At 63.6% G+C, this 24,263-nt stretch carries 21 protein-coding genes and 2 tRNA genes; 9 read left to right on the top strand and 14 right to left on the bottom strand.

Features of this window, described 5'->3' with window-relative positions:
- The first annotated feature begins 98 nt into the window (after window positions 1–98).
- The gene (locus ACSQ3Q_RS15210; RefSeq protein ID WP_007857855.1) at window positions 99–437 is read left to right on the top strand and encodes a P-II family nitrogen regulator; all 339 of its coding nucleotides are present in this window, start codon (window positions 99–101) and stop codon (window positions 435–437) included.
- Between the two features lie 138 nt (window positions 438–575).
- Here the strand turns inward: ACSQ3Q_RS15210 and ACSQ3Q_RS15205 are convergent, their stop codons facing one another.
- From ACSQ3Q_RS15205 to ACSQ3Q_RS15180, 6 genes are read right to left on the bottom strand one after another with little or no spacing between them, the layout of a single operon-like run.
- Entirely contained in the window at window positions 576–1,169 is a 594-nt protein-coding gene (locus ACSQ3Q_RS15205) for a TIGR00730 family Rossman fold protein (RefSeq protein ID WP_436135189.1), read from the bottom strand.
- Window positions 1,162–1,575, bottom strand: a complete 414-nt coding sequence (locus ACSQ3Q_RS15200) for a diacylglycerol kinase (RefSeq protein ID WP_436135188.1) — start codon at window positions 1,573–1,575, stop codon at window positions 1,162–1,164. Before ACSQ3Q_RS15200 ends, ACSQ3Q_RS15205 begins: the two co-directional genes overlap by 8 nt.
- 59 nt (window positions 1,576–1,634) lie before the next feature.
- Entirely contained in the window at window positions 1,635–2,177 is a 543-nt protein-coding gene (locus ACSQ3Q_RS15195; protein ID WP_436135187.1) for an RDD family protein, read from the bottom strand.
- A 38-nt stretch (window positions 2,178–2,215) separates the two neighbouring features.
- Window positions 2,216–3,103 (bottom strand): DUF3106 domain-containing protein, encoded by an 888-nt coding sequence (locus ACSQ3Q_RS15190; protein ID WP_436135186.1) that lies wholly within the window; start codon window positions 3,101–3,103, stop codon window positions 2,216–2,218.
- Between the two features lie 31 nt (window positions 3,104–3,134).
- The gene (locus tag ACSQ3Q_RS15185; RefSeq protein ID WP_436135185.1) at window positions 3,135–3,587 is read right to left on the bottom strand and encodes a DUF3619 family protein; all 453 of its coding nucleotides are present in this window, start codon (window positions 3,585–3,587) and stop codon (window positions 3,135–3,137) included.
- Window positions 3,584–4,153: an RNA polymerase sigma factor gene (locus ACSQ3Q_RS15180; protein WP_436135184.1), complete on the bottom strand. Its 570-nt coding sequence runs from the start codon at window positions 4,151–4,153 to the stop codon at window positions 3,584–3,586. The genes ACSQ3Q_RS15185 and ACSQ3Q_RS15180 overlap by 4 nt, the downstream gene beginning before the upstream one ends.
- 289 nt (window positions 4,154–4,442) lie before the next feature.
- Here ACSQ3Q_RS15180 and ACSQ3Q_RS15175 point away from each other — a divergent pair, with 289 nt between their 5' ends.
- The 6 genes from ACSQ3Q_RS15175 (at window position 4,443) to pbpG (ending at window position 12,080) form a co-directional block, all read left to right on the top strand.
- Window positions 4,443–6,239 carry an acetolactate synthase 3 catalytic subunit gene (locus ACSQ3Q_RS15175; RefSeq protein WP_436135183.1) on the top strand — a complete coding sequence of 599 codons (1,797 nt, stop codon included), beginning with the start codon at window positions 4,443–4,445 and terminating at the stop codon, window positions 6,237–6,239.
- Between the two features lie 144 nt (window positions 6,240–6,383).
- Window positions 6,384–6,875, top strand: a complete 492-nt coding sequence (ilvN, locus tag ACSQ3Q_RS15170; RefSeq protein WP_007857867.1) for an acetolactate synthase small subunit — start codon at window positions 6,384–6,386, stop codon at window positions 6,873–6,875.
- Between the two features lie 161 nt (window positions 6,876–7,036).
- Window positions 7,037–8,053 (top strand): ketol-acid reductoisomerase, encoded by a 1,017-nt coding sequence (gene ilvC, locus ACSQ3Q_RS15165; RefSeq protein ID WP_436135182.1) that lies wholly within the window; start codon window positions 7,037–7,039, stop codon window positions 8,051–8,053.
- 245 nt (window positions 8,054–8,298) lie between these two features.
- Window positions 8,299–9,132, top strand: a complete 834-nt coding sequence (pssA, locus tag ACSQ3Q_RS15160; RefSeq protein ID WP_436135181.1) for a CDP-diacylglycerol--serine O-phosphatidyltransferase — start codon at window positions 8,299–8,301, stop codon at window positions 9,130–9,132.
- A gap of 207 nt (window positions 9,133–9,339) precedes the next feature.
- Window positions 9,340–10,878: a 2-isopropylmalate synthase gene (locus ACSQ3Q_RS15155; protein WP_436135180.1), complete on the top strand. Its 1,539-nt coding sequence runs from the start codon at window positions 9,340–9,342 to the stop codon at window positions 10,876–10,878.
- A 116-nt stretch (window positions 10,879–10,994) separates the two neighbouring features.
- Window positions 10,995–12,080, top strand: a complete 1,086-nt coding sequence (gene pbpG / locus ACSQ3Q_RS15150; RefSeq protein WP_436135179.1) for a D-alanyl-D-alanine endopeptidase — start codon at window positions 10,995–10,997, stop codon at window positions 12,078–12,080.
- A gap of 177 nt (window positions 12,081–12,257) precedes the next feature.
- On the opposite strand, the gene ACSQ3Q_RS15145 is transcribed toward pbpG, so the two are convergent.
- From ACSQ3Q_RS15145 to ACSQ3Q_RS15120, 6 genes are all read right to left on the bottom strand, one after another.
- Window positions 12,258–13,085: an IclR family transcriptional regulator gene (locus ACSQ3Q_RS15145; protein ID WP_436135178.1), complete on the bottom strand. Its 828-nt coding sequence runs from the start codon at window positions 13,083–13,085 to the stop codon at window positions 12,258–12,260.
- A gap of 54 nt (window positions 13,086–13,139) precedes the next feature.
- Window positions 13,140–13,898 carry an arginyltransferase gene (locus tag ACSQ3Q_RS15140; RefSeq protein ID WP_436135177.1) on the bottom strand — a complete coding sequence of 253 codons (759 nt, stop codon included), beginning with the start codon at window positions 13,896–13,898 and terminating at the stop codon, window positions 13,140–13,142.
- A complete protein-coding gene (gene aat / locus ACSQ3Q_RS15135) occupies window positions 13,895–14,650 on the bottom strand; it encodes a leucyl/phenylalanyl-tRNA--protein transferase (protein WP_436137010.1) in 756 nt (251 codons plus the stop codon). The genes ACSQ3Q_RS15140 and aat overlap by 4 nt, the downstream gene beginning before the upstream one ends.
- A 116-nt stretch (window positions 14,651–14,766) precedes the next feature.
- Window positions 14,767–14,842: transfer RNA gene (locus ACSQ3Q_RS15130), tRNA-Asn, on the bottom strand.
- 64 nt (window positions 14,843–14,906) lie between these two features.
- Window positions 14,907–14,982, bottom strand: a tRNA-Asn gene (locus ACSQ3Q_RS15125).
- Between the two features lie 111 nt (window positions 14,983–15,093).
- On the bottom strand, window positions 15,094–15,522 hold the full coding sequence (locus ACSQ3Q_RS15120; RefSeq protein WP_436137009.1) for a YbaN family protein: 429 nt from the start codon (window positions 15,520–15,522) through the stop codon (window positions 15,094–15,096).
- A 184-nt stretch (window positions 15,523–15,706) separates the two neighbouring features.
- On the opposite strand from ACSQ3Q_RS15120, the gene def reads away from it, so the two are divergent.
- Window positions 15,707–16,246, top strand: coding sequence for a peptide deformylase (gene def, locus ACSQ3Q_RS15115; RefSeq protein WP_436135176.1), 540 nt, complete (start codon window positions 15,707–15,709; stop codon window positions 16,244–16,246).
- A gap of 244 nt (window positions 16,247–16,490) precedes the next feature.
- On the opposite strand, the gene ACSQ3Q_RS15110 is transcribed toward def, so the two are convergent.
- Together ACSQ3Q_RS15110 and map are read right to left on the bottom strand one after the other, a co-directional pair.
- Window positions 16,491–19,118, bottom strand: a complete 2,628-nt coding sequence (locus ACSQ3Q_RS15110) for a [protein-PII] uridylyltransferase (RefSeq protein ID WP_436135175.1) — start codon at window positions 19,116–19,118, stop codon at window positions 16,491–16,493.
- Window positions 19,119–19,203: 85 nt separating this feature from the next.
- On the bottom strand, window positions 19,204–20,019 hold the full coding sequence (map, locus tag ACSQ3Q_RS15105) for a type I methionyl aminopeptidase (RefSeq protein WP_436135174.1): 816 nt from the start codon (window positions 20,017–20,019) through the stop codon (window positions 19,204–19,206).
- Window positions 20,020–20,166: 147 nt separating this feature from the next.
- Here map and purL point away from each other — a divergent pair, with 147 nt between their 5' ends.
- On the top strand, window positions 20,167–24,174 hold the full coding sequence (gene purL, locus ACSQ3Q_RS15100) for a phosphoribosylformylglycinamidine synthase (protein ID WP_436135173.1): 4,008 nt from the start codon (window positions 20,167–20,169) through the stop codon (window positions 24,172–24,174).
- Window positions 24,175–24,263 lie beyond the last annotated feature (89 nt).

Below are 24,263 nucleotides of genomic sequence, written 5' to 3'. Positions count from 1 at the left end.
GAACCAGCGGCCGTGTGATCGGCCCAGAGAACTGATACCGTTGTGCAGCGCCAGCCCCCAGCCTTTTTAATTTTTTCCATATCCACAGGAGACCCGCCATGAAAATGATCACCGCCGTCATCAAGCCCTTCAAGCTTGAAGAAGTCCGCGAAGCCCTGGCCGAGTGCGGCGTCACCGGCCTCACCGTGACCGAGGTGAAGGGTTTTGGCCGCCAGAAGGGCCACACCGAGCTGTACCGCGGCGCCGAATACGTGGTGGACTTCCTGCCCAAGGTGAAGGTCGAGGTGGTTGTGAAGACCGAAGACGTGGACCGCTGCGTGGACGCCATCGTGAACGTGGCCCGCACCGGCAAGATCGGCGACGGCAAGATCTTTGTGACGGCCGTGGAGCGTGTGGTGCGCATCCGCACCGGTGACCTGGACGACGCTGCGGTCTGAGGCTGCGGGCTGGCTGGCGAGTGTTCTCGCCACCCAAAAGTAACGGGGCGGATTTCCGCCCCTTTCTTTTTTTGTTCTCGGGTACGGCGGGCCTTCCCCGGGCCCTGTCGTTTTGGCCGTGTTGTGCGACCGGGCCGCTCAGATCACCGCGCGCAGCGTCACCTGTGTCTGGTCGGGCCCTGCAGACTGGACCAGGGTGCACAACAGGTCCTCGGCATCGGTGGATGCATGCAGCAAGCCCATCTGCCATTCGCCCATGAACCCGCTGGCCACGCTGTGGTTCAGAAAGCCCATCAGCGCGTCGTAATAGCCCGCGACATTGAGCAGCCCGAGCGGCTTGTCGTGGTAGCCGAGCTGGCGCCAGGTCCACACTTCAAACAACTCCTCGAACGTGCCGATGCCGCCGGGCAACGCCAGAAAGGCATCGCTGCGCTCGGCCATCAACGCCTTGCGCTCGTGCATGGTCTGCACGATGTGCAGCTCGTCGCACAGGCGGTTGGCCAACTCCTTGTCCACCAGCGCCTGCGGAATCACCCCCACCACACGGCCGCCAGCCAGGCGCGTGGCCTCTGCCACCGTGCCCATCAGGCCGCTGCGGCCACCGCCGTAGACCAGCTGGCCGCCCTGGCGACCGATCCAGTGGCCCACGGCTTTCGCCGCGTCGGCAAAGGCCGGGTTCTCGCCGGGGCGCGAGCCACAGTACACACACACGGAAAAAGCGGGTTCAGCCACGAATAAAAATCCTTTGAAAAACCGCAGCGCCCCAGATCCCCGCGCACAGCAGCAGGGCCAGCAGCACGGCCGCGCTGCCCATGTCCTTGGCGCGCTTGGACAGGTCGTGCCACTCGGGGCCAATGCGGTCGATGGCGGTTTCGATGCCGGTGTTGAGCAGTTCCACGATCATCACAATGAGTACGGAGCCAGCAAGCAGCGCCACCTCGACCCAGCTGCGCCCCAACCACAGCGACACGGGCAAAAGCACTGCGGCGGCGATGGCCTCCTGGCGGAATGCCTTCTCGCCCCAGCCTGCGCGCAGCCCCTCGAGTGAATAACCGGCAGCGTGCCAGATGCGGTTCAGGCCCGACCGGGCCTTTTGTGGGTTGGCGGGAGCGTGGGGCTCAGGAAGGGGAGTGGACATGGTGAACACATTCTCTCGCAGCCGCATGACAGCTGCGGCGCGCTGCACGTCGCCCGGCGCTATTTTTTCGGGAGCTCGTAGTGCACCAGGCGCGTGCCCGCCAACGCGTCGTGCCAGAACTGGCGCTCGGGGTGAAAGCGGCTCAGGATGGCCCACACAGCCACCCAGCCACCCAGCAGCACAAGGACTTCCAGCACCGGTACCCCAAACAGGTAAGCCGCCAGCGGCGGCAAAAACCACACCCAGCTGAGTACGTAGCGCAGCAAGGCGCGGGCCTGCGTGATGGGTTTCCCGGCGGGGTCGACCACGCGGATGAGCCAGGTCTTTTGCGCCAGCGTCTGGCCCTTGGCCCAGAACCACGTGAAGTAGATGCCGAAGACCACGAACAGAAAGGCTTGCAGCGCGTGGCGGTTGTCCATGGCGTTGCGCGTCTGGCTCAGCGTACCGAAAAGGTAGCCGGCGATAAAAACGACCCCGAACATGAGCATGCCTTCGTACAGCCAGCAGGCCATGCGCCGCCAGAGATTGGGCGTGATGCTGCGAAGGGGTGGGGTGCTGGCGGCGTCGGCCTGCGGTGAGGTGGCAGGTGAAGAGTCGATCATCCGGATAACAAGGCAGGCCGGGCCGGCGGGCGGCCCGGTTATTGAGGGTACAAACCGGAATTATCGGGCGTGACAGGCGCTGGGGCAGCAGCCGGGCTTTCAGACGAACCACTGCCCAGGGGGGGCAGCGCTGCGGGCACGGCGACGGGCACCGAGACCGGCGTGGTTTCTACCGTGCTGGAAGACGACGTGGCTGCCGAGCTTGGTGCAGCGGGAGCACCAGATGAGGGCACAGGGGCCGCCACCCGCGGAGAGTTGTCGGCCACGGGAGGAATCTTGGGCACGTTGGGGCGCGCCGGGTTGGCTTGGGTCGCTGCGGGGACCTGGGCCAATTTCTTCGGAGACACGGGCTGGAGGGCTGTCGCCGCCCCCTTGGGCTTGGGCGCGGCACGGGCTGCCAGGGACAGGCGCTCTTCCTCGGACAACGCCTGGTAAGCCTCCCACTGGGCGCGTTTGTCGTCGCCCGCCAGCCGATTGGTGACGGCGTAGTTGAGCCGGGCTTGGTTGCGCTGCTGGGCACTCAGGCTCGCCCAGTCCGTCATGCGCTCGTGAAACTTGGTTTGCTCTTCGGGCGGCAGGCTCGAAAAATTACCCGCCAGCGCCACCCACCGGCGCTTTTGTGCTTCGCTAAGAAGCGCCCAGCGCTCGGCCAGGGGGTAGAGCGCCAGCTTTTGGGCCCGGGTCAGGGTCTCCCAGCCAGGGCCGGTCTCTATCTGGGGGGCTGCCAATGCACCATACCCGCTGGGCGCGCGCGCGTTGTTGGGACTGGCCACCGCAGCCTCTGCACCCGCAGGTACCAGTGTGCCGGGCGCCATGCGCATCTGCACGAGCACCTGACCGCCGACCACTGCGAGCACGCCCAAGAGCGCCAATGCCAGCACGAAGGCTGGCAGGGCGGGGGAAGCGTCAGAAGGGCTTGGGTGCATGCAGGACGGTGTTGTCGATACCCAAAAAAGCTTAGTTCGACTGTGCAGAGGTCTTGAGGAATTGTACGAAGCCAGGGTCCGAATATGCCTCAGGGGGCAAATCGTCCGTGAGCAACGCGGCGTCGACTTCGGCCACGTCGTTGGCGCTGCTTTCGTCTTGCGCGATGTTGATCATCACCAGACCGACCACCAGGGCCATCAGCGGTACTGCCGACACCAGGGCGCTCCACCAGCCGCCGCCTTCGCTACCGCCACGGCCCAGCGTGGCGCTGCCGCCGGCATTCACGGTCACCGGCGCCGCGATGCGCACGGGCGCCACCGACTTCTTTCGCTTGGCAAGTGCCTGCATGCGCGACGCGCGCAAACGCTCGGAAATATCGTAGGCAAGCTCGTCCGTGCCGCTGGACAACCGCGCAGTCACGCGCAGCGCAAAGCGGTCTGCAGCGTCCTGTGCGGATGTCGATGGGATCTGTACAGTGTTCATAGCTCGATTCCTTTGGCTTTCAGTGCCTTGCTCAAGGTTTGTATTGCACGAAAACAGTGCGTTTTGACACTGCCTTCCGAGCAACCCATGGCGGCTGCCGTTTCTGCTACATCCATTTCTTCCCAGTAACGCATGAGGAACGCTTCCCGTTGACGTGGCGGAAGCTCGGCGATCTGCGCTTCAATTTCGTAGAACACCTGGGCCCGGCGGGTCAGGTCTTCTGCGCTCTCGGCCCTTTCGCTGCCCTCAGGGCCGGAGTACGCCTCGAGTAGATCAAAATCCATGCCATCTTCGCCGGGCCCTTCGAAGTCGCTCATGCTCGAAAACAGTGCATTGCGGGTTTTCTGCCGGCGAAACCAGTCCAGCGTGCAGTTGGACAGGATGCGTTGGTAGAGCATGGGCAGCTCGGCGGCTGGCTTGTCGCCATAGTGTTCCGCGAGCTTGAGCATGCTGTCCTGCACGATATCAAGAGCCGCTTCCTCATTGCGCACGTGATAAAGCGAACGCTTGAACGCGCGCTTTTCTACACTTTTGAGGAAGTCGGAGAGTTCTTGTTCGGTGGCCAAGACAGGGTAGTCCGGGAGAATTCGGCGCCGCAGTGGCCACAAAAATGTGGCCGTCCGGCACGCTGAGCCGCTGATTATCGCATCCGCAGGTGTTTTTTTCGGCGCGCTACCGCTTTACATGTGTTGCAGTGCGATAATCGCCGCTGCAATTCAAAAGGCAAACGGGTCACGGTCCGGCGCGGTAATCATCCCGCCAATGTCCTTGGCCTCAAGTTCCAAGCTGGCTTCACAAGAGCTCATGCGAGGAGCACCCAAGGTTTTTCGTCAGAGAAATTCACAAAGGTTGATCATGGAAATCTCCAAGGCCGAAATCACTTCGGCGGCCGCTGCTGCGCAGGGCAACACCAATTCTCCAGCACCCGGCTCGCAGGACCTCATGGGTTCTGAGATCCTCATCAAGTCGCTTCAGGCTGAGAACGTCCAGTACATCTGGGGCTACCCCGGCGGTGCCGTTCTCTACATCTACGACGCGCTCTACAAGCAAGATACCATCCAGCACGTGCTGGTCCGGCACGAGCAGGCGGCAGTCCACGCCGCCGACGGCTATGCCCGCGCGACGGGCGAAGTGGGCGTTGCGCTGGTGACCTCCGGCCCTGGCCTTACCAATGCGGTCACCGGCATCGCCACGGCGTACATGGATTCGATCCCCATGGTGATCATCTCCGGCCAGGTGCCTACGCCCGCCATCGGGCTCGATGCCTTCCAGGAATGCGACACCGTCGGCATCACCCGCCCCATCGTCAAACACAACTTTCTCGTCAAGGATCCACGCGATCTGGCCATGACGATGAAAAAAGCTTTTCATATTGCCCGCACCGGCCGCCCCGGCCCCGTTGTGGTGGATGTGCCCAAGGACGTCTCCTTCAAGAAGGTGCCTTACAGCGGCTACCCGTCGAGCGTCGAAATGCGCTCGTACAACCCGGTGAAGAAGGGCCACGGCGGCCAGATCCGCAAGGCGCTGCAACTGCTGCTGGCGGCCAAGCGCCCGTACATCTACACCGGCGGTGGCGTGCTGCTGGGCAACGCCACTAACGAGCTGCGCACGCTGGTTGACATGCTGGGCTATCCAGTCACCAACACGCTGATGGGCCTGGGTGCCTACCCGGCCAGTGACCGTAAGTTCCTGGGCATGCTTGGCATGCACGGCACCATCGAAGCCAACAACGCGATGCAGAACTGCGACGTGCTGCTGGCTGTGGGTGCGCGCTTTGACGACCGCGTGATTGGCAACCCCAAGCACTTCGCGCAGAACGACCGCAAGATCATCCACGTGGACATCGACCCGTCGAGCATCTCCAAGCGCGTGAAGGTCGACATCCCCATCGTCGGCGACGTGAAGGATGTGCTCACCGAGCTGATCTCCATGATCCGCGAGAGCAGCACCCGCCCCGATGCAGGTGCGCTCGCCGCGTGGTGGGACACCATCGAAGGCTGGCGCAAGCGCGATTGCCTGAAGTACAGCATGGGCAGCAGCGACGTCATCAAGCCGCAGTACGTGGTCGAGACGCTGTGGAACATGACCAAGGATGCGGACACCTACATCACATCCGATGTGGGCCAGCACCAGATGTGGGCCGCGCAGTACTACCGCTTTGACGAGCCGCGCCGCTGGATCAACTCCGGTGGCCTGGGCACCATGGGCGTGGGCATTCCCTACGCCATGGGCATCAAGCTGGCCAAGCCGGACTCCGAAGTGTTCTGCATCACCGGCGAAGGCTCGGTGCAGATGAACATCCAGGAGCTGTCCACTTGCCTGCAGTACAACACGCCGATCAAGATCTGCTCGTTGAACAATCGTTATCTGGGCATGGTGCGCCAGTGGCAGGAGATCGAGTACTCCGGCCGCTACAGCCACAGCTACATGGATGCGCTGCCCAATTTCGTGAAGCTGGCAGAAGCCTACGGCCACGTGGGCATGCTGATCGAGCATCCCAAGGACGTCGAACCTGCACTGCGTGAAGCCCGCAAGCTCAAGGACCGCACGGTGTTCATGGACTTCCGGACCGACCCCACCGAGAACGTGTTCCCGATGGTGCAGGCCGGCAAGGGCATTACCGAAATGTTGCTGGGGTCGGAAGACCTTTAAGCCAAATCGGCCGCCAGCGCTTGTTTATCAAGCGCCAATAGCTATCAATTAGATAGCAATCACTTTTTTTGACGAATCTATTGCCTGCCAAGCCTGTGTATTACCGTGCACGGGGGAGGGCAGCGAAAAGAGGAATCTGCACCTATGAAACACATCATTGCCGTTCTGCTGGAAAACGAACCCGGTGCGCTGTCACGCGTTGTGGGTCTGTTTTCTGCCCGTGGCTACAACATCGAATCGCTCACCGTGGCGCCCACCGAGGATCCGTCGCTCTCGCGCATGACGATCCAGACCACGGGCTCTGACGACGTCATCGAGCAGATCACCAAGCACCTGAACCGCCTCATCGAGGTCGTGAAGGTGGTGGACCTCACCGAAGGCGCCTACACCGAGCGCGAGCTCATGATGGTGAAGGTGCGCGCGGTGGGCAAGGAGCGCGAGGAGATGAAGCGCATGGCCGACATCTTCCGTGGCCGCATCATTGACGTGACCGAGAAGAGCTACACCATCGAGCTCACCGGCGACCAGTCGAAGAACGACGCTTTCCTCCAGGCCATTGACCGCACGGCCATTCTCGAAACCGTCCGCACTGGTGCCAGCGGCATTGGCCGCGGCGAGCGCATCCTGCGCGTGTGACGGATTGGCCTTCGACCGGCTAGCGTCGTTGGGGAGCCTTGCCGTGCTACAGCACTGTTTGCGGCCTCCCGCCTAGCCATCCGGCCGAATCCCAATCCGATGTAAGACAATCGACGGTTTATTTTTCAACCCCCAACAACGCATTTCTACCGGAGCGACCCATGAAAGTTTTCTACGACAAAGACACCGACCTGAGCCTGATCAAGGGCAAGACCGTGGCCATCATCGGCTATGGCTCGCAGGGCCACGCGCACGCACAAAACCTGAACGACAGTGGCGTGAAGGTCGTGGTCGGCCTGCGCAAGGGCGGTGCATCGTGGGACAAGGTTGGCAAGGCCGGCCTGAACGTGCTGGAAGTCAACGACGCGGTCAAGGCTGCCGATGTGGTCATGATCCTGCTGCCCGATGAGGACATTGCAGCGGTCTACAAGAACAATGTCGAACCGAACATCAAGCAAGGCGCTTCGCTGGCCTTCGCCCACGGTTTCAACGTGCACTACAACCAAGTCGTGCCCCGCGCTGACCTGGACGTGTGGATGGTCGCCCCCAAGGCCCCTGGCCACACTGTGCGCAACACCTACACCCAAGGCGGCGGCGTGCCCCACCTGGTCGCTGTGCACCAGGACAAGTCCGGCAAGGCCCGTGACCTGGCCCTGAGCTACGCTGCAGCCAATGGCGGCGGCAAGGCCGGCATCATCGAGACCAACTTCAAGGAAGAAACCGAGACCGACTTGTTCGGCGAACAGGCCGTGCTGTGCGGCGGTGCCGTCGAGCTGATCAAGATGGGTTACGAAACCCTGGTTGAAGCCGGCTACGCCCCTGAAATGGCCTACTTCGAATGCCTGCACGAGCTCAAGCTCATCGTGGACCTGATCTACGAAGGCGGCATTGCCAACATGAACTACTCGATCTCGAACAACGCCGAATACGGCGAGTACGTGACCGGTCCTGAAGTGATCAACGAGCAGTCGCGCGCTGCCATGCGCAATGCTCTGAAGCGCATCCAAAACGGCGACTACGCCAAGATGTTCATTCAGGAAGGCCGCCTGAATTACCCATCGATGACGGCCCGCCGCCGCAATACGGCTGACCACAGCATCGAAGTGGTGGGTGGCAAGCTGCGCGCCATGATGCCCTGGATCGCCAAGAACAAGCTGGTTGACCAGACCCGCAACTGATTCTTTCCTCTTGCCAGAGGGATGCATCAAAAGGCCACTTCGGTGGCCTTTTTTGTGGCCAGACGGACCTGAGTCTGGTCGGATCTTATGGGGACGTGCGAGGTCGGGAGCCATGTTTCCAAGCGCTACACTGCGGCCTTCGCCTTTGGCGTGCACCGCGCGCTGCCTGATCTTCGAGCTCAGGTCAAAAACTATAAATTTAATAGCGACTTGCGTAGGCTGGGCAAGCGCTGGAGGTCTATTTGATGCATGACGGCAATGAGTCCACCGACAACCCCGGTGTGATGGTGCGCAAACGGCGCAAGGGCATCTACATTCTGCCCAACCTCTTTACGCTGGCAGCATTGTTTGGTGGGTTCTATTCCATCGTGATGGCCATGAATGGCCGTTTTGACATGGCCGCCGTGGGGGTGTTTTGCGCCATGGTGCTCGACAGCCTCGACGGGCGCGTGGCCCGCATGACCAACACCCAAAGTGCGTTTGGAGAGCAGATGGATTCGCTCTCCGACATGGTGTCGTTCGGAGCCGCCCCGGCACTCATTGCTTACGAATGGGCCTTGCAGGGTCTGGGCCGCTGGGGCTGGATCGCGGCGTTTGTGTACTGCGCCTGCGCGGCGCTGCGCCTTGCGCGTTTCAACGTGAACACGAGCGTGGTGGACAAGCGCTACTTCCAGGGCCTGCCGTCGCCAGCCGCCGCGGCGCTGGTCGCAGGCTTTATCTGGCTGATGACTGAACTGGGCGTTCGCCCTGGCGAGGACTTGTGGCTCAGCTGGTCGCAGATCACGTGGACCATGTTTGCCTTCACGCTGTACGCGGGCCTCACGATGGTGACCAACGTGCCGTTTTACAGCTTTAAAGACATCCAGATGAAAAAGAGCGTACCGTTTGCCGCCATCGTGCTGATTGCGCTCGGTATTGCGGTCATCAACATCCATCCGCCCATCGTGCTGTTCGGCCTGTTCGTTTTCTATGGCGTGAGCGGTTATGGCGTGTATGCCTGGCGCAAGGCCAAGGGGCAGCACACCAGCGTGATCAGCACCTCGACGGACGAGCCGGATGAGCGCGGGCTGCACAAGTGACATTAAGGGCGGCGGAGCAATTGTGCTACATTGCGTTGCATGAACACGTTTGCTCTGGCTCTACTGCTACCTCCCCACGGGCGGAGACAGTAGGCGCACGCGCACACTTTTCCACAAAGGCCCGTATGCACCCGCAACGGGCCTTTTGCTTTGGGCGCCAGATTTTTGACGTTGCGGGACCTCACCCACCAATACCAGGAGAACGACATGGCTGACAAACTCATCATTTTCGATACCACCTTGCGCGATGGAGAGCAGTCCCCAGGCGCATCGATGACCAAGGACGAAAAGCTGCGCATTGCGCGCCAGCTCGAACGACTGAAGGTGGATGTGATCGAAGCCGGCTTTGCAGCCAGCTCGAATGGCGACTTCGAAGCGGTGCAGGCCATTGCCAACGCCATCAAGGACTCGACCATCTGCTCGCTCTCCCGCGCCAACGACCGCGACATCTCGCGGGCGGCCGAGGCCCTGAAGGGCGCCAACAGCGCGCGCATCCACACGTTCATCGCCACATCGGCGCTGCACATGGAAAAGAAGCTGCGCATGACGCCCGAGCAAGTGCTCGAGCAGGCCAAACAGTCGGTGCGCTTTGCCCGCAACCTGGTGGCCGACATCGAGTTCAGTCCGGAAGACGGCTACCGCAGCGACCCTGACTTCCTCTGCCGCGTGCTCGAAGCCGTCATTGCCGAAGGCGCCACCACGATCAACGTGCCCGACACCGTGGGCTACGCCATCCCCGAGCTGTACGGCAACTTCATCAAGACGCTGCGCGAGCGCATTCCCAATAGCGACAAGGCCATCTGGTCGGTGCACTGCCACAATGACTTGGGCATGGCCGTGGCAAACTCGCTGGCCGGGGTGAAGATCGGCGGCGCTCGCCAGGTGGAATGCACCATCAATGGCCTGGGCGAACGCGCGGGCAACTGCTCGCTCGAAGAAGTGGTCATGGCGATCAAGACGCGCCGCGACTATTTCGACCTGGACTTGAACATCGACGCCAAGCACATCGTGGCTGCCAGCCGCATGGTCAGCCAGACCACCGGCTTTGTGGTTCAGCCCAACAAGGCGGTGGTGGGCGCCAATGCCTTCGCGCATGCCAGCGGCATCCACCAGGACGGCGTCCTCAAGGCGCGCGACACCTACGAAATCATGCGGGCTGAGGATGTAGGTTGGTCGGCCAACAAGATCGTGTTGGGCAAGCTCAGCGGCCGCAATGCCTTCAAGGCGCGCCTGCAGGAGTTGGGTGTCCAGCTCGACAGCGAAACTGAGATCAACGGCGCCTTTGCCAGATTCAAGGAACTGGCCGACCGCAAGAGCGAAATCTTCGACGAAGACATCCTGGCATTGGTCAGCGACGAAAGCGTGACCAACGAGAAGGAGCAATACGGGTTCGTATCCCTGTCCCAGCACAGCGAAACCGGTGAGCGCCCGCAGGCCTCCATCGTTTTCACGGTGGGAGGCAAGGAAGTGCAAGGCCAGTCGGATGGCAATGGCCCGGTGGATGCTTCCCTTAAGGCCATCGAATCGCTCGTCAAGAGCGGTGCGGAAATGGTCCTTTACTCGGTCAATGCGATCAGTGGTTCGACAGAAAGCCAGGGCGAGGTCACTGTGCGACTGCAAAACAGCGGCCGCGTGGTTAATGGCGTCGGGGCTGACCCGGACATTGTTGTGGCTTCCGCCAAGGCCTACCTGAGTGCCCTGAACAAGTTACAAAGTAAAGCTGATCGGGTAGCCGCACAAGGCTGATTGATCACTTTATAATTTCATTCGCTTTCTGGGAAAGTCGCGCAAGGTATTGATCTTGCGCGACTTTTTTTGATTCTGTACACTGCACAATACTTCTTACCGTTTGGAGCATTCGGATGCACCTTCGCAATCGCACCGCAGTGAACCGTTTTCTTCAGCTTCTGGGTTTTGTTGTGGTGAGCGCGGCGCTGGTAGCGCCCGGCGTCCATGCACAGGACCGCAAAAAAGCCTCCGTTAAAAAATCGCAGGTCAGCGCGTCCAGCGCTACTGTCAAACGGGCCGTGGCGCCCCGCAAGGTTGCTGCAGCAGCCAAGCCAGTACGCGTGTCCGCCAGGACATCCAAGGCAGCGACCCGGGTCGCGTTTGTTCCCGCGAAGCCGTCCTTTGGTCAGATGGCAGGCTTGCATGAGATCAACGATCCCCTGGATCTCAAGTCCAGCGTGGCACTCGTTATCGACCAGGACACACACGAAGTCTTGCTCTCCAAGAACGACCAGGCCGTGTTGCCTATCGCATCGCTGACCAAGCTCATGACGGGCATGATCATTTCGCAGGCCAAGTTGCCCATGGACGAGCCCATCACCATCACGCAAGATGATGTGGACACCGAAAAGGGCAGCCGCTCGCGCCTCAACGTGGGCACAACCCTGACGCGGGGCGAGATGCTGCACCTGGCGCTGATGTCCAGCGAAAACCGCGCGGCGCATGCCTTGGGCCGTACCTATCCCGGCGGGCTCGACGTGTTTGTGGCGCAGATGAATGCCAAAGCCAAGCTGTTGGGTATGACCGGCACCCGCTATGTGGAGCCTACCGGCCTGTCGAGCCGCAACCAGTCAAGTGCGCGCGATTTGGCCACCCTGGTGAACGTTGCGCACGGTGACCCGCTGCTGCGTGAACTGTCCACCTCGCCAGGCTACGAAGTGGCCGTCGGCCAGCGTACGCTGCAATACAACAACACCAATGGCCTGGTGAAGAACCCCACCTGGGACATTGGCCTGCAAAAGACCGGCTACATCTCCGAGGCAGGTCGCTGCCTGGTCATGCAGACGCAGGTTGCTGGCCGCAAGCTCATCATGGTGTTCCTGGATTCTGCGGGCAAGTTCAGCCGCCTGGGCGACGCGGAACGTGTGCGCCATTGGGTAGAAACGCTGCCTTCGTCGCTGACGGCACCGTTGCAGGCTCGCGCTGGCAATCACGGTTGAGGTGACCGCGAGACCGCGCATATCGCATGAGGCGGCGATGCACATCGCAGTGAATTGATCAAAAGGCCGACCAGGCATAGCCGGTCGGCCTTTTTATTTTGGCAATGCTGGCGGTGTGTTGATAGTCCAGAGCGTTTGGCGAAGCAAAGCCGCCTTCCAAGGAGTTGTCCGCGGAAATCAGCGAAGCCCGGTGCTGTGGCCGCTTGCGGTGTCACCTGAGGTTTCAGTACTGACGATAAATCCCAGCGCGTGCGATATCTCATTGGCGGTGGCCTGCAGCTTGGGCAACCAGCCTTCGTCCAGCCGGTCCGCAGGGGCTGAAATGGACAGCCCCGCCACCAGCTTGCCCTGGTCGTCGTACACGCCCGCAGCCATGCAGCGCACGCCCAGCTCCAGTTCCTCGTTGTCGCGCGCCATGCCGTATTGCCGGGCTTTGGCAAGCTCCCGCTCGAGCACGGGCAATTGGGTAATGCTGTTGCGCGTGTGGCCGGCGAGCCCGGTGCGGGTGGCGTAGGCGCGCACACGTTGCGGGTCGTCCAGGGCGAGGAAGAGCTTGCCCGTGGAGGTAAGGTGCAGTGGGGCGCGGCCTCCAATGGCGCGCACGACCTGCATGCCAGAGCGCTCGCTGTAAGCACGCTCCACGTACACAATCTCGTCGCCTTGCCGCATGCTCAGATTCACCGGTTGCTGAATCAGCTTGTGCAGGTTGCGCATGGGCGTCAGTGCCGCATCGCGCACACTGAGTCGGGCCTTGACCAGATTGCCTAACTCCAACAGCCGCATGCCAAGGCGGTAGCTGCCTGATTCGGGGCGGTCCACAAACCGGCCAATCGTCAGGTCATTCAGGATCCGGTGGGTGGTGGAGGGGTGCAGCCCGGTCTTTTCGCTGATCTCTTTCAGCGAGATCGCCTCTTCACGAGACGCCAACACATCGATCAAAGTGAACATGCGCTCGAGCACCTGAACGCTTGGTTTCGCGGGAATGCTCGGATCGATTTTTTTCATGGCGGCGGTGTTGTAGCGACCGCTCCATTTTATCTTGTGAAATGCGAACGCGCTTCAGCCGGTCTGCGTGGCTGCCGGGGCAGCCCGTTGCCATTGCCCGCCCGTGCGGATCTCGTGGGGTGAGAAGCGGGCCTTGTAATTCATCTTGGGGCTGGCTTCGATCCAGTAACCCAGGTACACGTGTGGCAAGCCCAAGGACCGGGCCTGGGCGATCTGCCACATCACGTTGTAGGTGCCATAGCTGCAGTGCGGCTCAGGTTCGTAGAACGTATAGACCGCCGACAAGCCGTCGTCGAGCACATCGAGGATAGACACCATCTTGAGCGTGCCGGGCTCGCCATGGGCATCCAGCTCGCGGAACTCCACAAGGCGGGAGTTCACCCGGCTTTGCAGCAAGAACTGCGTGTACTGGTCGATGCTGTCATGGTCCATGCCCCCGCCTGCATGGCGGCCGTTTTGGTAGCGCAAATACAGCTGGTAGTGCTCCGGCACAAAACACAGTCGCAGTACGCGTGCGTGGAGGTTGCCATGTCGCACCGTGGAGCGGCGCTGGCTGCGGTCGGGCTGGAATTCGTTGACCAACACCCTCAGGGGGGTGCAGGCGTGGCAGCCGTCGCAATACGGGCGGTACGTAAACATGCCGCTGCGGCGGAAACCCTTGGCCACCAGGTCGGAGTACACATCGCTCTGGATCAAGTGGCTGGGGGTGGCGACCTGCGAGCGCGCTTGCCTGTCCGGCAGATAGCTGCAGGGGTAGGGGGCCGTCGCATAGAACTGCAGGGTCTGCAGCGGGAGGTCGTTGAGTTGCGTCATGCCGTGGAGGCGGTGGAGGGCAGCAGCTCGTTCCAGTATACGGGGTCAAATGTCCACGCAGGAGGGGGTAATGCCTGGGCCTGCCGGATGTGCGCGAGGAATGTGCTGCGCGGAATCTCGCGGCCGCCCAGCGAAGCCAGGTGGCGGGTGTTCTGCTGGCAGTCGATGAGCGCCACTTGGTGATGGCGGCACATCGCTACCAGCGCCGACAACGCGATTTTGGAGGCGTCGGTAGCGTGGGCGAACATCGACTCGCCGAACACGGCCCGGCCGATGGCAACGCAGTAGAGCCCGCCGACGAGACGCCCGTCGATCCAGGTCTCGACGCTGTGTGCATAGCCCGCTGCGTGCAGCTGCGAGTAGGCCGCCACCATCTCGGGCACGATCCAGGTGCCAGCCTGGCCGTCGCGCTCCTTGTTTGCGCAGGCGGTGATGACGTCGTCAAAGGCGTGGTCAACGCGAATTTCTGAATGTGGGGCGGCACGGAAAGCCTGCAGAGTCTTGCGCAGCGAACGGTGCAATTTGAACTCGGCCACCGGCAGCACCATGCGCGGATCGGGTGCCCACCAAAGGATGGGTTGCCCCGGGCCATACCAAGGGAAGGTGCCTTGCGCGTAGGCTGCTCGTAGGTGCGCCACGTCCAGTGCGCCACCGGCGGCCAGCAGACCCGGCGCCGGGTCTGCCGGGCCCCAGGCCTGTTCGGGATGGGGCAGGGTGTCGTCGGGTTCCAGCCAGGGCAGTTGCGGGGACATGTGTGGGGCGGCAGAGGCGGGATACCTGCCATTGTCCGGCATGTGGTGCAGCAGCGCATCGAGGGTCTGCGCGTCAACAAAAAAGCCCACCATGAAGGACATGGTGGGCTTTTGTTTGGCTCCTCGACCTGGGCTCGAACCAGGGACCTACGGATTAACAGTCCGGCGCTCTACCGACTGAGCTATCGAGGAATGATCGGTACTGACAATTGACTAACTGAAAGGCCCCGCGTACACATGCAGGGCCTGTAAATTTTGGCTCCTCGACCTGGGCTCGAACCAGGGACCTACGGATTAACAGTCCGGCGCTCTACCAACTGAGCTATCGAGGAACAAGACTTAGATTATATACACAAAAATAGTGATTTGAATACTCAAGCGGGCCTGCGTGGAGTACCTCCGCCGCACCGATGAGCGTGCACGCGGCACAGACCGGCGCGCACTCAGGGCTCGGGTCTGAGCCACAGCCAGACCAGCACGCAGGCCATGCATGCCGAGGCGACGACAGCCACCCAGGTGCGTGCGCCACCCATCCACAAGATAGCTGCGCTGGCGGCCATGAAGAGGGCTGCGCTCCATTTGGCGCGGCGGCTGACCTTGCCGCCCTGTGCCCAGTTGCGCAACAGTGGGCCGAACAGCCGGTGGTTCCAGAGCCATCGGTACAGCCGTTGCGAGCTGCGTGCCGCGGCCCACGCGGCCATCAGGATGAACACGGTGGTGGGAAGACCCGGCACGATCACGCCGATGACGCCCATCACGAGACACAGCACCGCGAACCCCAGCAGCAGCCACCGCACGGGCCAGGGCAATGGGCGCAAGGGCGGTTGATCGGCGCCAGCAGGATCTGCGGGGTCAGTGGGCGTGGTGGCCATGGCGCGATTGTCGCCCGAGCCCACGGCTTGCATGATCCACATGCCACATGCCACTTGCCACATGCCACAGGTCGCAGGTCGCAGGTCGCAGGTCGCAGGTCGCAGGTCGCACGGGGGGGCGCCGGTGACCGCCGCGCTATGCTGTGCATTCGACCCTCGCGGCCCCACATCACACACCACGAAGATGACCGTACACAGCATTCTGAAAATGGGCGACCCGCGCCTGCTGCGCATTGCCCAGCCCGTCACCGAATTCGATACCGACGCCTTGCATCTGCTGGTGCGCGACATGTTCGACACCATGCGCGCCGTCAACGGCGCGGGCCTCGCCGCACCACAGATCGGGGTCGACCTGCAGCTCGTGATTTTTGGCTCCAATGAGCGCAATCCCCGCTATCCAGACCGGCCGCAGGTGCCGCCCACGGTGCTGCTCAACCCCGTGATCACGCCGCTGGGCGACGAGGAAGAGGAAGACTGGGAGGGTTGCCTGTCGGTGCCAGGCCTGCGGGGCAAGGTGCCGCGGTGGTCGCGCATCCGGTACACGGGGTTCGACCCCTATGGCGATCCGATTGATCGCACGGTGGACGGGTTTCACGCGCGGGTGGTGCAGCACGAGTGCGACCATCTGGTGGGCAAGCTCTACCCGATGCGGGTGCGCGATTTCACGCAGTTCGGCTTTACCGAGGTGCTGTTCCCTGACATCAGCGCCACGGAAGACGACTGAGCATTGCGCTCGGGCGGTCGGCGGCGGGCGATGCGGCATCTCCCCGGCGCCGGTTGTCTGCAGCGGCGAATGACCCGCTGCTTGAGTGCGCCACAGCATCAAAATTAGATAGAAATGGCCGCTAGCGCTTAATCTATAAGCGCTTATCGCTATAAAAATAATAGCATTCAGTCCGTCGCATTGCTGCACCGCTGAAGCCCGGGCAGGACGGGGCACAGCAGCGCTGCCCCCGCCACACCGCTCTTCAGTCCGACAGCTCGCGCAGCAGTTCCGTCTCGATCTGGATCTGCCGCGCGTTGTTCTGCAGCTCCGGCCCCTGCACGAGGAAGGTGTCTTCCACCCGCTCGCCCAGCGTGCTGACCTTGGCCAACTGCACGCTCAGGTGGTGCTGCGCCAGGATGCGTGCCACCAAGTAGAGCAGGCCTGCGCGGTCGCTGGCAGAGATGGCCAGCAGCCAGCGCTGCGCCTTTTCGTCGGGCCGCAGCGTCACGCGCGGCGCCACCGGAAAACTCTTCACCCGGCGAGAAACCCGTCGACGCGTCGGCTCCGGCAACGGGCCCCCAGCTTCGATCACCCGCACCAGGTCGCTTTCGACCATATGCGTGAGCTCGCGGTAGTGCCCCGGTTGCGACGAGGCCACCACCTGGAAGGTGTCGAGCGCGTAGCCGTTGTTGGCGGTGTGCACGCGCGCGTCCAGGATGGAAAAACCCGCGCGGTCGAAGTAGCCACAGATGCGCGCGAACAGGTCGGCCTGGTCGGCCGCGTACACCATCACCTGCAGGCCATCGCCCGCGAGCGACTGGCGCGCACGCACCACGGGCTTGGCCGCGCCCACGTGCCGCGACAGGTGCCGTGTGTGCCAGGCGATATCGGCCGCCTCGTGGCGCATGAAATAGCTCACATCCAGCGTGGCCCACAGCGCCTTGTGCGCTTCAAAGGGCAAGGCGCTCAGTGCCAGCAGCACCAGGGCCTCGCGCTTGCGGGCCTCGATCTCGGCAGCGGCGTCGGGCGCGCGGCCGCCCAAGGTGCGCAAGGTAGCGCGGTACAGGTCTTCCAGCAGCTTGCCCTTCCAGGCATTCCACACCTTGGGGCTGGTGCCCCGGATGTCGGCCACGGTGAGCAGGTACAGCGCGGTGAGATAGCGCTCGTTGCCTACCCGCAGTGCGAAGGCGGCGATGACATCCGGATCGCTCAGGTCTTCCTTCTGGGCGATGCGGCTCATCGAGAGATGTTCGCTCACCAGGAACTCGATGAGCTTGGCGTCCTCCCGGTCCACGCCGTGCTGGCGGCAGAAGTGCCGCACTTCCACGGCGCCGATCTGTGAATGGTCGCCGCCACGGCCTTTGCCGATGTCATGAAAGAGTGCGGCGATGTACAGAATCCACGGCTTGTCCCAGCCACCGGCCAGCTGCGAGCAGAAGGGGTACTCGTGCGCATGCTCGGCCATGAAGAAGCGGCGCACATTGCGCAGCACCATCAGGATGTGCTGGTCCACGGTGTACACGTGGAACAGGTCGTGCTGCATCTGCCCCACGATGCCGCGAAACACCCACAGGTAGCGCCCCAGCACCGAGGTCTGGTTCATGAGCCGCATCGCATGCGTGATGCCCGACGGTTGCTGCAGGATGCGCATGAAGTTGGCGCGGTTGACCGGGTCGCGCCGGAAGGCGCCGTCCATCACGCCGCGCGCGTTGTACAGCGCGCGCAGCGTGCGGGCCGACAAGTCCTTGAGCCCGACCGTGGTCTGGTAGAGCAAGAAGGTCTCGAGGATGGCGTGGGGGTCGCGCGTATACAGGTCGTCGCTGGCCACCTCGATGAGTCCGGCTTTTTCAAAGAACCGCTCGTTGATCGGGCGCGGTTCGTGCGTGGACGGGTTCAGCCGCTCCTCGATGTTGAGCAGCAAGATCTGGCTGAGCTGCGACACCGCCTTGGCCGCCCAGTAGTAGCGGCGCATCAGGCTTTCACTGGCACGCATCGGCAGGCGCGAGCCATCGGGTGCCTGTGAGCGGTAGCCAAAGGACTCGGCCACGGCGGTCTGCAGGTCGAACACCAGTCGGTCCTCATGCCGGCCGGCTGCCACATGCAGGCGCGCGCGGATGAGGCACAGCACGGCCTCGTTGCGCTCGATCTGGCGCACCTCGAAGGCGGTTGCCATGCCGCTGGCGGCCAGCTCCTTCCAGTTGCGGCCCAGGCCCGCGGCCTGCGACACCCACAGGATCATTTGCAGGTCGCGCAGTCCGCCGGGTGACTCCTTGCAGTTGGGCTCCAGCGAGTAAGGCGTGTTCTCGTACTTGTTGTGGCGCTGGCGCATCTCCAGCGTCTTGGCCACCAGGAAGGCCTGGGGATCCATCTGCTCGCGGTACTGGCGCTGGAAATCGGCAAACAGCGCCGCGTTGCCACACACCAGGCGCGACTCGAGCAGCGAGGTTTGCACCGTGACGTCGCCCGCGCTTTCGGCCAGGCATTCCGCCACCGTGCGCACGCTGGAGCCGATCTCCAGCCCCGCATCCCAGCAACTGCCGATAAAGCCTTCCAGCTGGGCGCGCAGCACGCTGCCGGCCTCGGGCGCCGTGCCGTCGGGCAACAGCAGCAGCACATCGACGTCCGAATGCGGAAAGAGCTGGTCGCGCCCAAAGCCGCCCACCGCCACCAGTGCCATGTCGGCCGGCAGATCGGCGCGTTGCCACAAGGTTTGCAGCAGGCCGCCCGCCAGGGTGGATAGCTTGCGCAGCAGCCCCCGGATGCCGCGGATCGAGGCACCCGTGGCCTGCAGGTCGGTCAGCAGCGCGGCCTTGTCGCGGCGATAAGCGTCCCGCAGGGAATGCACGTCGGCCAAGGGGCGCACCTCAGGCAATGCATGGATTTCGGTCATGGTCGTCGGGTGTCGCGATGATGTTGGGCCATGCCAAAAGCCATGCAAGAGTTGTGCGCGCCGGCGGGCAGGGGCCGGCGCAGGGTCAGGTCTTGGTCGCAGTCACGAAGGAGGGCAGCGGCGGCGAGCCGGCCGACAGCGTCATCACTTCATAGCCCGTCTCGGTGACCAGCACCGTGTGCTCCCACTGGGCGGACAGGCTGTGGTCCTTGGTCACGATGGTCCAGCCGTCGTTGCCGAATTCCTTCACCTCGCGGCGGCCGGCGTTGATCATGGGCTCGATGGTGAAGACCATGCCGGGCACCAGTTCCTCCAGCGTGCCGGGGCGGCCGTAGTGCAGCACCTGCGGCTCTTCGTGAAACCTCTTGCCGATGCCGTGGCCGCAAAACTCGCGCACGATTGAGAAGCCCTGGGCCTCGGCAAACTTCTGGATGGCGTGGCCGATGTCGCCCAGGTGGGCGCCTGGCTTGACCTGGACGATGCCGTGCCACATGGCCTCGAAGGTGATCGCGCACAGGCGCTTGGCGGCAATGGAGCCTTCGCCGATGATGTACATGCGGCTGTTGTCGCCGTACCAGCCGTCCTTGGTGATCACAGTGACGTCCACGTTGACGATGTCGCCTTTCTTGAGCGGCTTGTCGTTGGGGATGCCGTGGCACACGACGTGGTTGACCGAGGTGCACAGCGAGGCGGGGTAGGGCGGGTAGCCGGGCGGCTGGTAGCCGACCGTGGCTGAGATGGTGCCTTGCTGCGCCATGCATTCGGCGCCCAGGCGGTCGATCTCTTTGGTGGTGATGCCGGGTTTGATGTGCGGGGCGATGTAGTCCAGCACTTCGGAGGCCAGGCGGCATGCCAGGCGCATGCCTTCGATGTCCGCGGCGCTTTTGATGGTGATGCTCATGCCGCAATTATCCCATCGCCCTCTTGCGGCGGCAGTCACGGCTTTGCGGCCCGGTAAAATGCCGGGCTGACCACGTCGCTCCCGCCCACCAACCGGGGGCCTCACGTCAGCGCCACCACGTACCCTCACACCCAACAGGCCGCTACAGTGACCTTGCACATGACCACGCTGGCGGGCGGCAACGCCCTCAGCACCTTCCGCGCACAGCAACTCCAACCCGCCCTGGAAGCCATCCACCCCAAGATCAGCGGCATTGCAGCGCGCTTTGTGCACCTGGTCGCCACCGATGCGGCCCCCACGCCCGCCGAGCACGAGCGCCTGTCGGCCCTGCTCACCTACGGCGATCCTTACACGGGCCTGGAGGACGGCGCTGCCATCCTCGTCACGCCCCGCCTGGGCACGCTCTCGCCCTGGGCCTCCAAAGCCACCGACATCGCGCGCAACTGCGGCATCGCCATGCGCCGGGTGGAGCGCATCACCGAATACCGCATCAGCCTCAAATCCGGTCTGCTGGGCCGCGCGCCCGAGTTGACCGCAGAGCAACTGGCCCAGGTGGCCGCCCTGCTGCACGACCGCATGACCGAATCCGTGGTGGCCGACCGCGCCGCCGCAGCAGCCTTGTTCACCGAGCTGCAGCCCGCGCCGATGGAGCACGTCAACGTGCTCGGCGGTGGCCGCGCTGCACTGGAGTCCGCCAACACCCGCTTCGGCCTGGCCCTGGCCGAGGACGAGATCGACTACCTGGTCAACGCCTTCACGGGCCTCGCGCGCAACCCCACCGACGTGGAGTTGATGATGTTTGCGCAGGCCAACAGCGAACACTGCCGCCACAAGATCTTCAACGCCCAGTTCACCATCGACGGCGTGGCGCAGGACAAGTCGCTCTTCGGCATGATCCGCAACACCCACCAGCTGGCGCCCCAGCACACGGTGATCGCGTATTCGGACAACGCGTCGGTCATGGAAGGCGGCGAAGTCGAGCGATTTGTAGCCAAAATGGCCTCCAGCGCTGATTCCATAAGCGCTACCAGCTATCAAAAGAGTAGCGCGACCCAGCACGTGCTGATGAAGGTGGAAACGCACAATCACCCTACCGCCATTTCGCCCTTCCCGGGCGCATCGACCGGCGCAGGCGGCGAGATCCGTGACGAAGGCGCCACCGGCCGGGGCTCCAAGCCTAAGGCGGGCCTCACCGGCTTCACCGTGTCCAAGCTCTGGGGCAGCACCGTGGGCAAGCCCGAGCACATCGCCAGCCCGCTGCAGATCATGGTCGAAGGACCCCTGGGCGGCGCAGCGTTCAACAACGAATTCGGCCGCCCCAACCTGGCCGGGTACTTCCGCGAATACGAGCAGGAAGTCGCCGGCGTGCAGCGCGGCTACCACAAGCCCATCATGATCGCCGGCGGCGTGGGTGTGATCGACGCGGGCCTGACGACCAAGATCGAATTCCCCGCGGGTTCGCTGCTGATCCAGCTGGGCGGCCCCGGCATGCGCATCGGCATGGGCGGCAGTGCTGCCAGCTCCATGGCCAGCGGCACCAATGCGGCCGAACTCGACTTTGATTCCGTGCAGCGCGGCAACCCGGAGATCGAGCGCCGCGCGCAAGAGGTCATCAACCACTGCTGGGCTCAGGGCGCTGCCAACCCCATCCTCGCCATCCACGACGTGGGTGCGGGCGGCCTGTCCAACGCTTTCCCCGAGTTGACGAACGACGCCGGCCGCGGCGCACGCTTCGACCTGCGCGCTGTGCCGCTCGAAGAATCGGGCATGGCACCCAAGGAAATCTGGAGCAACGAAAGCCAGGAGCGCTACGTGCTGGCCATCGCGCCCGAGTCGCTGCCGCTGTTCAAGGCGTTTTGCGAACGCGAGCGCTGCCCCTTCGCCGTAATTGGCACGGCCACCGAAGAGCGCCAATTGGTGCTGGAAGACACCGCCGTGGTCGCGGGCGACCAGAAGCTGCCGGTGGACATGCCCATGAACGTGCTGCTGGGCAAGCCGCCCAAGATGCACCGCGACGTGGCCACCGTGCAGCGCCAGTTCGCGCCCATGGACCTCAACGGCGTGCCGCTGCAAAAGGCCGTGATCGACGTGCTGGCCCACCCCACGGTGGCGTCCAAGCGCTTCCTCATCACCATCGGCGACCGCACCGTGGGCGGCCTGTCGCACCGCGACCAGATGGTCGGCCCCTGGCAAGTGCCGGTGGCGGACTGCGCGGTGACGCTGGCCGATTACAAAGGCTTTGCCGGCGAAGCGATGAGCATGGGCGAGCGCACCCCGCTGGCGGCCATCAATGCGCCCGCGTCCGGCCGCATGGCAGTGGCGGAGGCCATCACCAACCTGCTGGCTGCACCCATCGAGCTGCCGCGTGTGAAGCTGTCGGCCAACTGGATGGCTGCGTGTGGCGAGCCCGGCGAAGACGCCGCGCTGTACGAGACCGTGAAGGCCGTGGGCATGGAGCTGTGTCCGGCGCTGGGCGTGTCCATCCCCGTGGGCAAGGACAGCCTGTCGATGCGCACGCAGTGGTCTGAAGGTACAGACAAGAAGAAGGTCACGTCCCCCGTCAGCCTGATCGTGAGCGCGTTCGCCTCGCTCTCCGACGTGCGCGGCACGCTCACGCCCCAGCTCAACGCCCAGGAGGACGACACCACCCTGGTGCTGATCGATCTGGGCAAGGGCCAGAACCGCATGGCTGGCAGCATCCTGGGCCAGACGCTGGAGCAAAGCGGCGACGTGGTGCCCGACCTGGACGACCCGCAGGACCTGGTCAACACCGTCAATGCCGTGAACGCGCTGCGTGCCCAGGGCCGCATCCTGGCCTACCACGACCGCAGCGACGGCGGCCTGCTGGCGGCCGCGGCCGAGATGGCCTTTGCCGGCCACGTGGGCGTGTCGCTCAACGTGGACCTGCTGGTCACCGAAGGCGACGGCATCAGCGACAGCCGCATGGAAACCGGCGACGCCAAGAACTGGGCGCAGCAGGTCAGCGCACGCCGCGAAGAACTCACGCTCAAGGCCCTGTTCAACGAAGAGCTGGGCGTGGTGCTGCAGGTGCGCACCGCAGAGCGCAACGAGGTGATGCAGGTGCTGCGCGAGCACGGCCTGTCCAAATTCAGCCACTTCGTCGGCAAGACCCGGCCGCAATCGTCCACCATCGACGCCGGCAAGGGCGAGCTGCAGGTCTGGCGCGACGCCAAGGCCGTGTTCAGCGCCAAGCTCACCGACCTGCACCAGGTGTGGGACGCCGTCAGCTGGAAGATCTGCCAGCAGCGCGACAACCCCGCCAACGCCGATGCCGAGCACGCCACCGCGGGCGAGGCCACCGACCCCGGCATGCACGTGCACCTCACGTTCGACGCGGCCGACAACGTGGCGGCGCCGTTCCTGAACCTGGCCAAACCCCGGGTCGCGATCCTGCGAGAGCAGGGCGTCAACTCGCACATAGAGATGGCCTACACCTTCACCGAGGCGGGCTTCGAGGCGTACGACGTGCACATGACCGACCTGCAGACCGGCCGCGTCAAGCTCGAAGACTTCAAGGGCGTGGTCGCCTGCGGCGGCTTCAGCTACGGCGACACGCTGGGCGCCGGCATCGGCTGGGCGCGCTCGATCACCTTCAACCCAGTGCTGTCCGCGCAGTTCCAGGGCTTCTTCGGCCGCACGGACACCTTCGGCCTGGGCGTGTGCAACGGTTGCCAGATGTTTGCCGAGCTGGCCGACATCATTCCCGGTGCGCAGGACTGGCCGCGCTTCACCACCAACCAGAGCGAGCGCTTCGAAGCCCGCCTGTCGATGGTCGAAGTGCTGGAATCCCCCAGCCTGTTCTTTGCCGGCATGGCGGGCAGCCGCCTGCCGATTGCCGTGGCGCACGGCGAGGGCTATGCCAATTTCAAGTTCCGCGGCAACGCGGCGCAGGCGATTGGCGCGATGCGCTTCGTGGACAACCACGGCGCAGCCACCGAGCAGTACCCGTTCAACCCGAACGGCAGCACCGGCGGCCTGACCGGCGTGACCACGGCGGACGGCCGCTTCACGGCCATCATGCCGCACCCCGAGCGCGTGTTCCGCAACGTGCAGATGAGCTGGACCAGCGGCGACCACAGCGAGTTGAGCCCGTGGATGCGCATCTGGCGCAATGCGCGCAAGTGGGTGAGGTGAGCGCTGGGTGAGCGCTCCGGCCTGGCGGGTGCAGGCGACGCTGGCTGGTGCAGTCCAGCCGGCCGGGGCTTCGTGCCCCTGACCTGCCG

Origin of the sequence: Acidovorax sp. LjRoot129, assembly GCF_964253765.1 — a bacterium.
In the GTDB taxonomy this organism is placed as follows: domain Bacteria; phylum Pseudomonadota; class Gammaproteobacteria; order Burkholderiales; family Burkholderiaceae_C; genus Acidovorax.
The sequence above is the reverse complement of the archived record's forward strand: the minus strand, read 5'-3'. Positions and strand labels throughout refer to the sequence as shown.

What these genes read in the sequence shown, in the direction of transcription:
- ACSQ3Q_RS15210 (WP_007857855.1), top strand. Translation starts at nt 99, where the DNA reads ATGAAAATGATCACCGCCGTCATCAAGCCCTTCAAGCTTGAAGAAGTC.
- ACSQ3Q_RS15200 (WP_436135188.1), bottom strand. Translation starts at nt 1,575, where the DNA reads ATGTCCACTCCCCTTCCTGAGCCCCACGCTCCCGCCAACCCACAAAAG.
- ACSQ3Q_RS15195 (WP_436135187.1), bottom strand. Translation starts at nt 2,177, where the DNA reads ATGATCGACTCTTCACCTGCCACCTCACCGCAGGCCGACGCCGCCAGC.
- ACSQ3Q_RS15190 (WP_436135186.1), bottom strand. Translation starts at nt 3,103, where the DNA reads ATGCACCCAAGCCCTTCTGACGCTTCCCCCGCCCTGCCAGCCTTCGTG.
- ACSQ3Q_RS15185 (WP_436135185.1), bottom strand. Translation starts at nt 3,587, where the DNA reads ATGAACACTGTACAGATCCCATCGACATCCGCACAGGACGCTGCAGAC.
- ACSQ3Q_RS15175 (WP_436135183.1), top strand. Translation starts at nt 4,443, where the DNA reads ATGGAAATCTCCAAGGCCGAAATCACTTCGGCGGCCGCTGCTGCGCAG.
- ilvN (WP_007857867.1), top strand. Translation starts at nt 6,384, where the DNA reads ATGAAACACATCATTGCCGTTCTGCTGGAAAACGAACCCGGTGCGCTG.
- ilvC (WP_436135182.1), top strand. Translation starts at nt 7,037, where the DNA reads ATGAAAGTTTTCTACGACAAAGACACCGACCTGAGCCTGATCAAGGGC.
- pssA (WP_436135181.1), top strand. Translation starts at nt 8,299, where the DNA reads ATGCATGACGGCAATGAGTCCACCGACAACCCCGGTGTGATGGTGCGC.
- ACSQ3Q_RS15155 (WP_436135180.1), top strand. Translation starts at nt 9,340, where the DNA reads ATGGCTGACAAACTCATCATTTTCGATACCACCTTGCGCGATGGAGAG.
- pbpG (WP_436135179.1), top strand. Translation starts at nt 10,995, where the DNA reads ATGCACCTTCGCAATCGCACCGCAGTGAACCGTTTTCTTCAGCTTCTG.
- ACSQ3Q_RS15145 (WP_436135178.1), bottom strand. Translation starts at nt 13,085, where the DNA reads ATGAAAAAAATCGATCCGAGCATTCCCGCGAAACCAAGCGTTCAGGTG.
- ACSQ3Q_RS15140 (WP_436135177.1), bottom strand. Translation starts at nt 13,898, where the DNA reads ATGACGCAACTCAACGACCTCCCGCTGCAGACCCTGCAGTTCTATGCG.
- aat (WP_436137010.1), bottom strand. Translation starts at nt 14,650, where the DNA reads ATGTCCCCGCAACTGCCCTGGCTGGAACCCGACGACACCCTGCCCCAT.
- ACSQ3Q_RS15120 (WP_436137009.1), bottom strand. Translation starts at nt 15,522, where the DNA reads ATGGCCACCACGCCCACTGACCCCGCAGATCCTGCTGGCGCCGATCAA.
- def (WP_436135176.1), top strand. Translation starts at nt 15,707, where the DNA reads ATGACCGTACACAGCATTCTGAAAATGGGCGACCCGCGCCTGCTGCGC.
- ACSQ3Q_RS15110 (WP_436135175.1), bottom strand. Translation starts at nt 19,118, where the DNA reads ATGACCGAAATCCATGCATTGCCTGAGGTGCGCCCCTTGGCCGACGTG.
- map (WP_436135174.1), bottom strand. Translation starts at nt 20,019, where the DNA reads ATGAGCATCACCATCAAAAGCGCCGCGGACATCGAAGGCATGCGCCTG.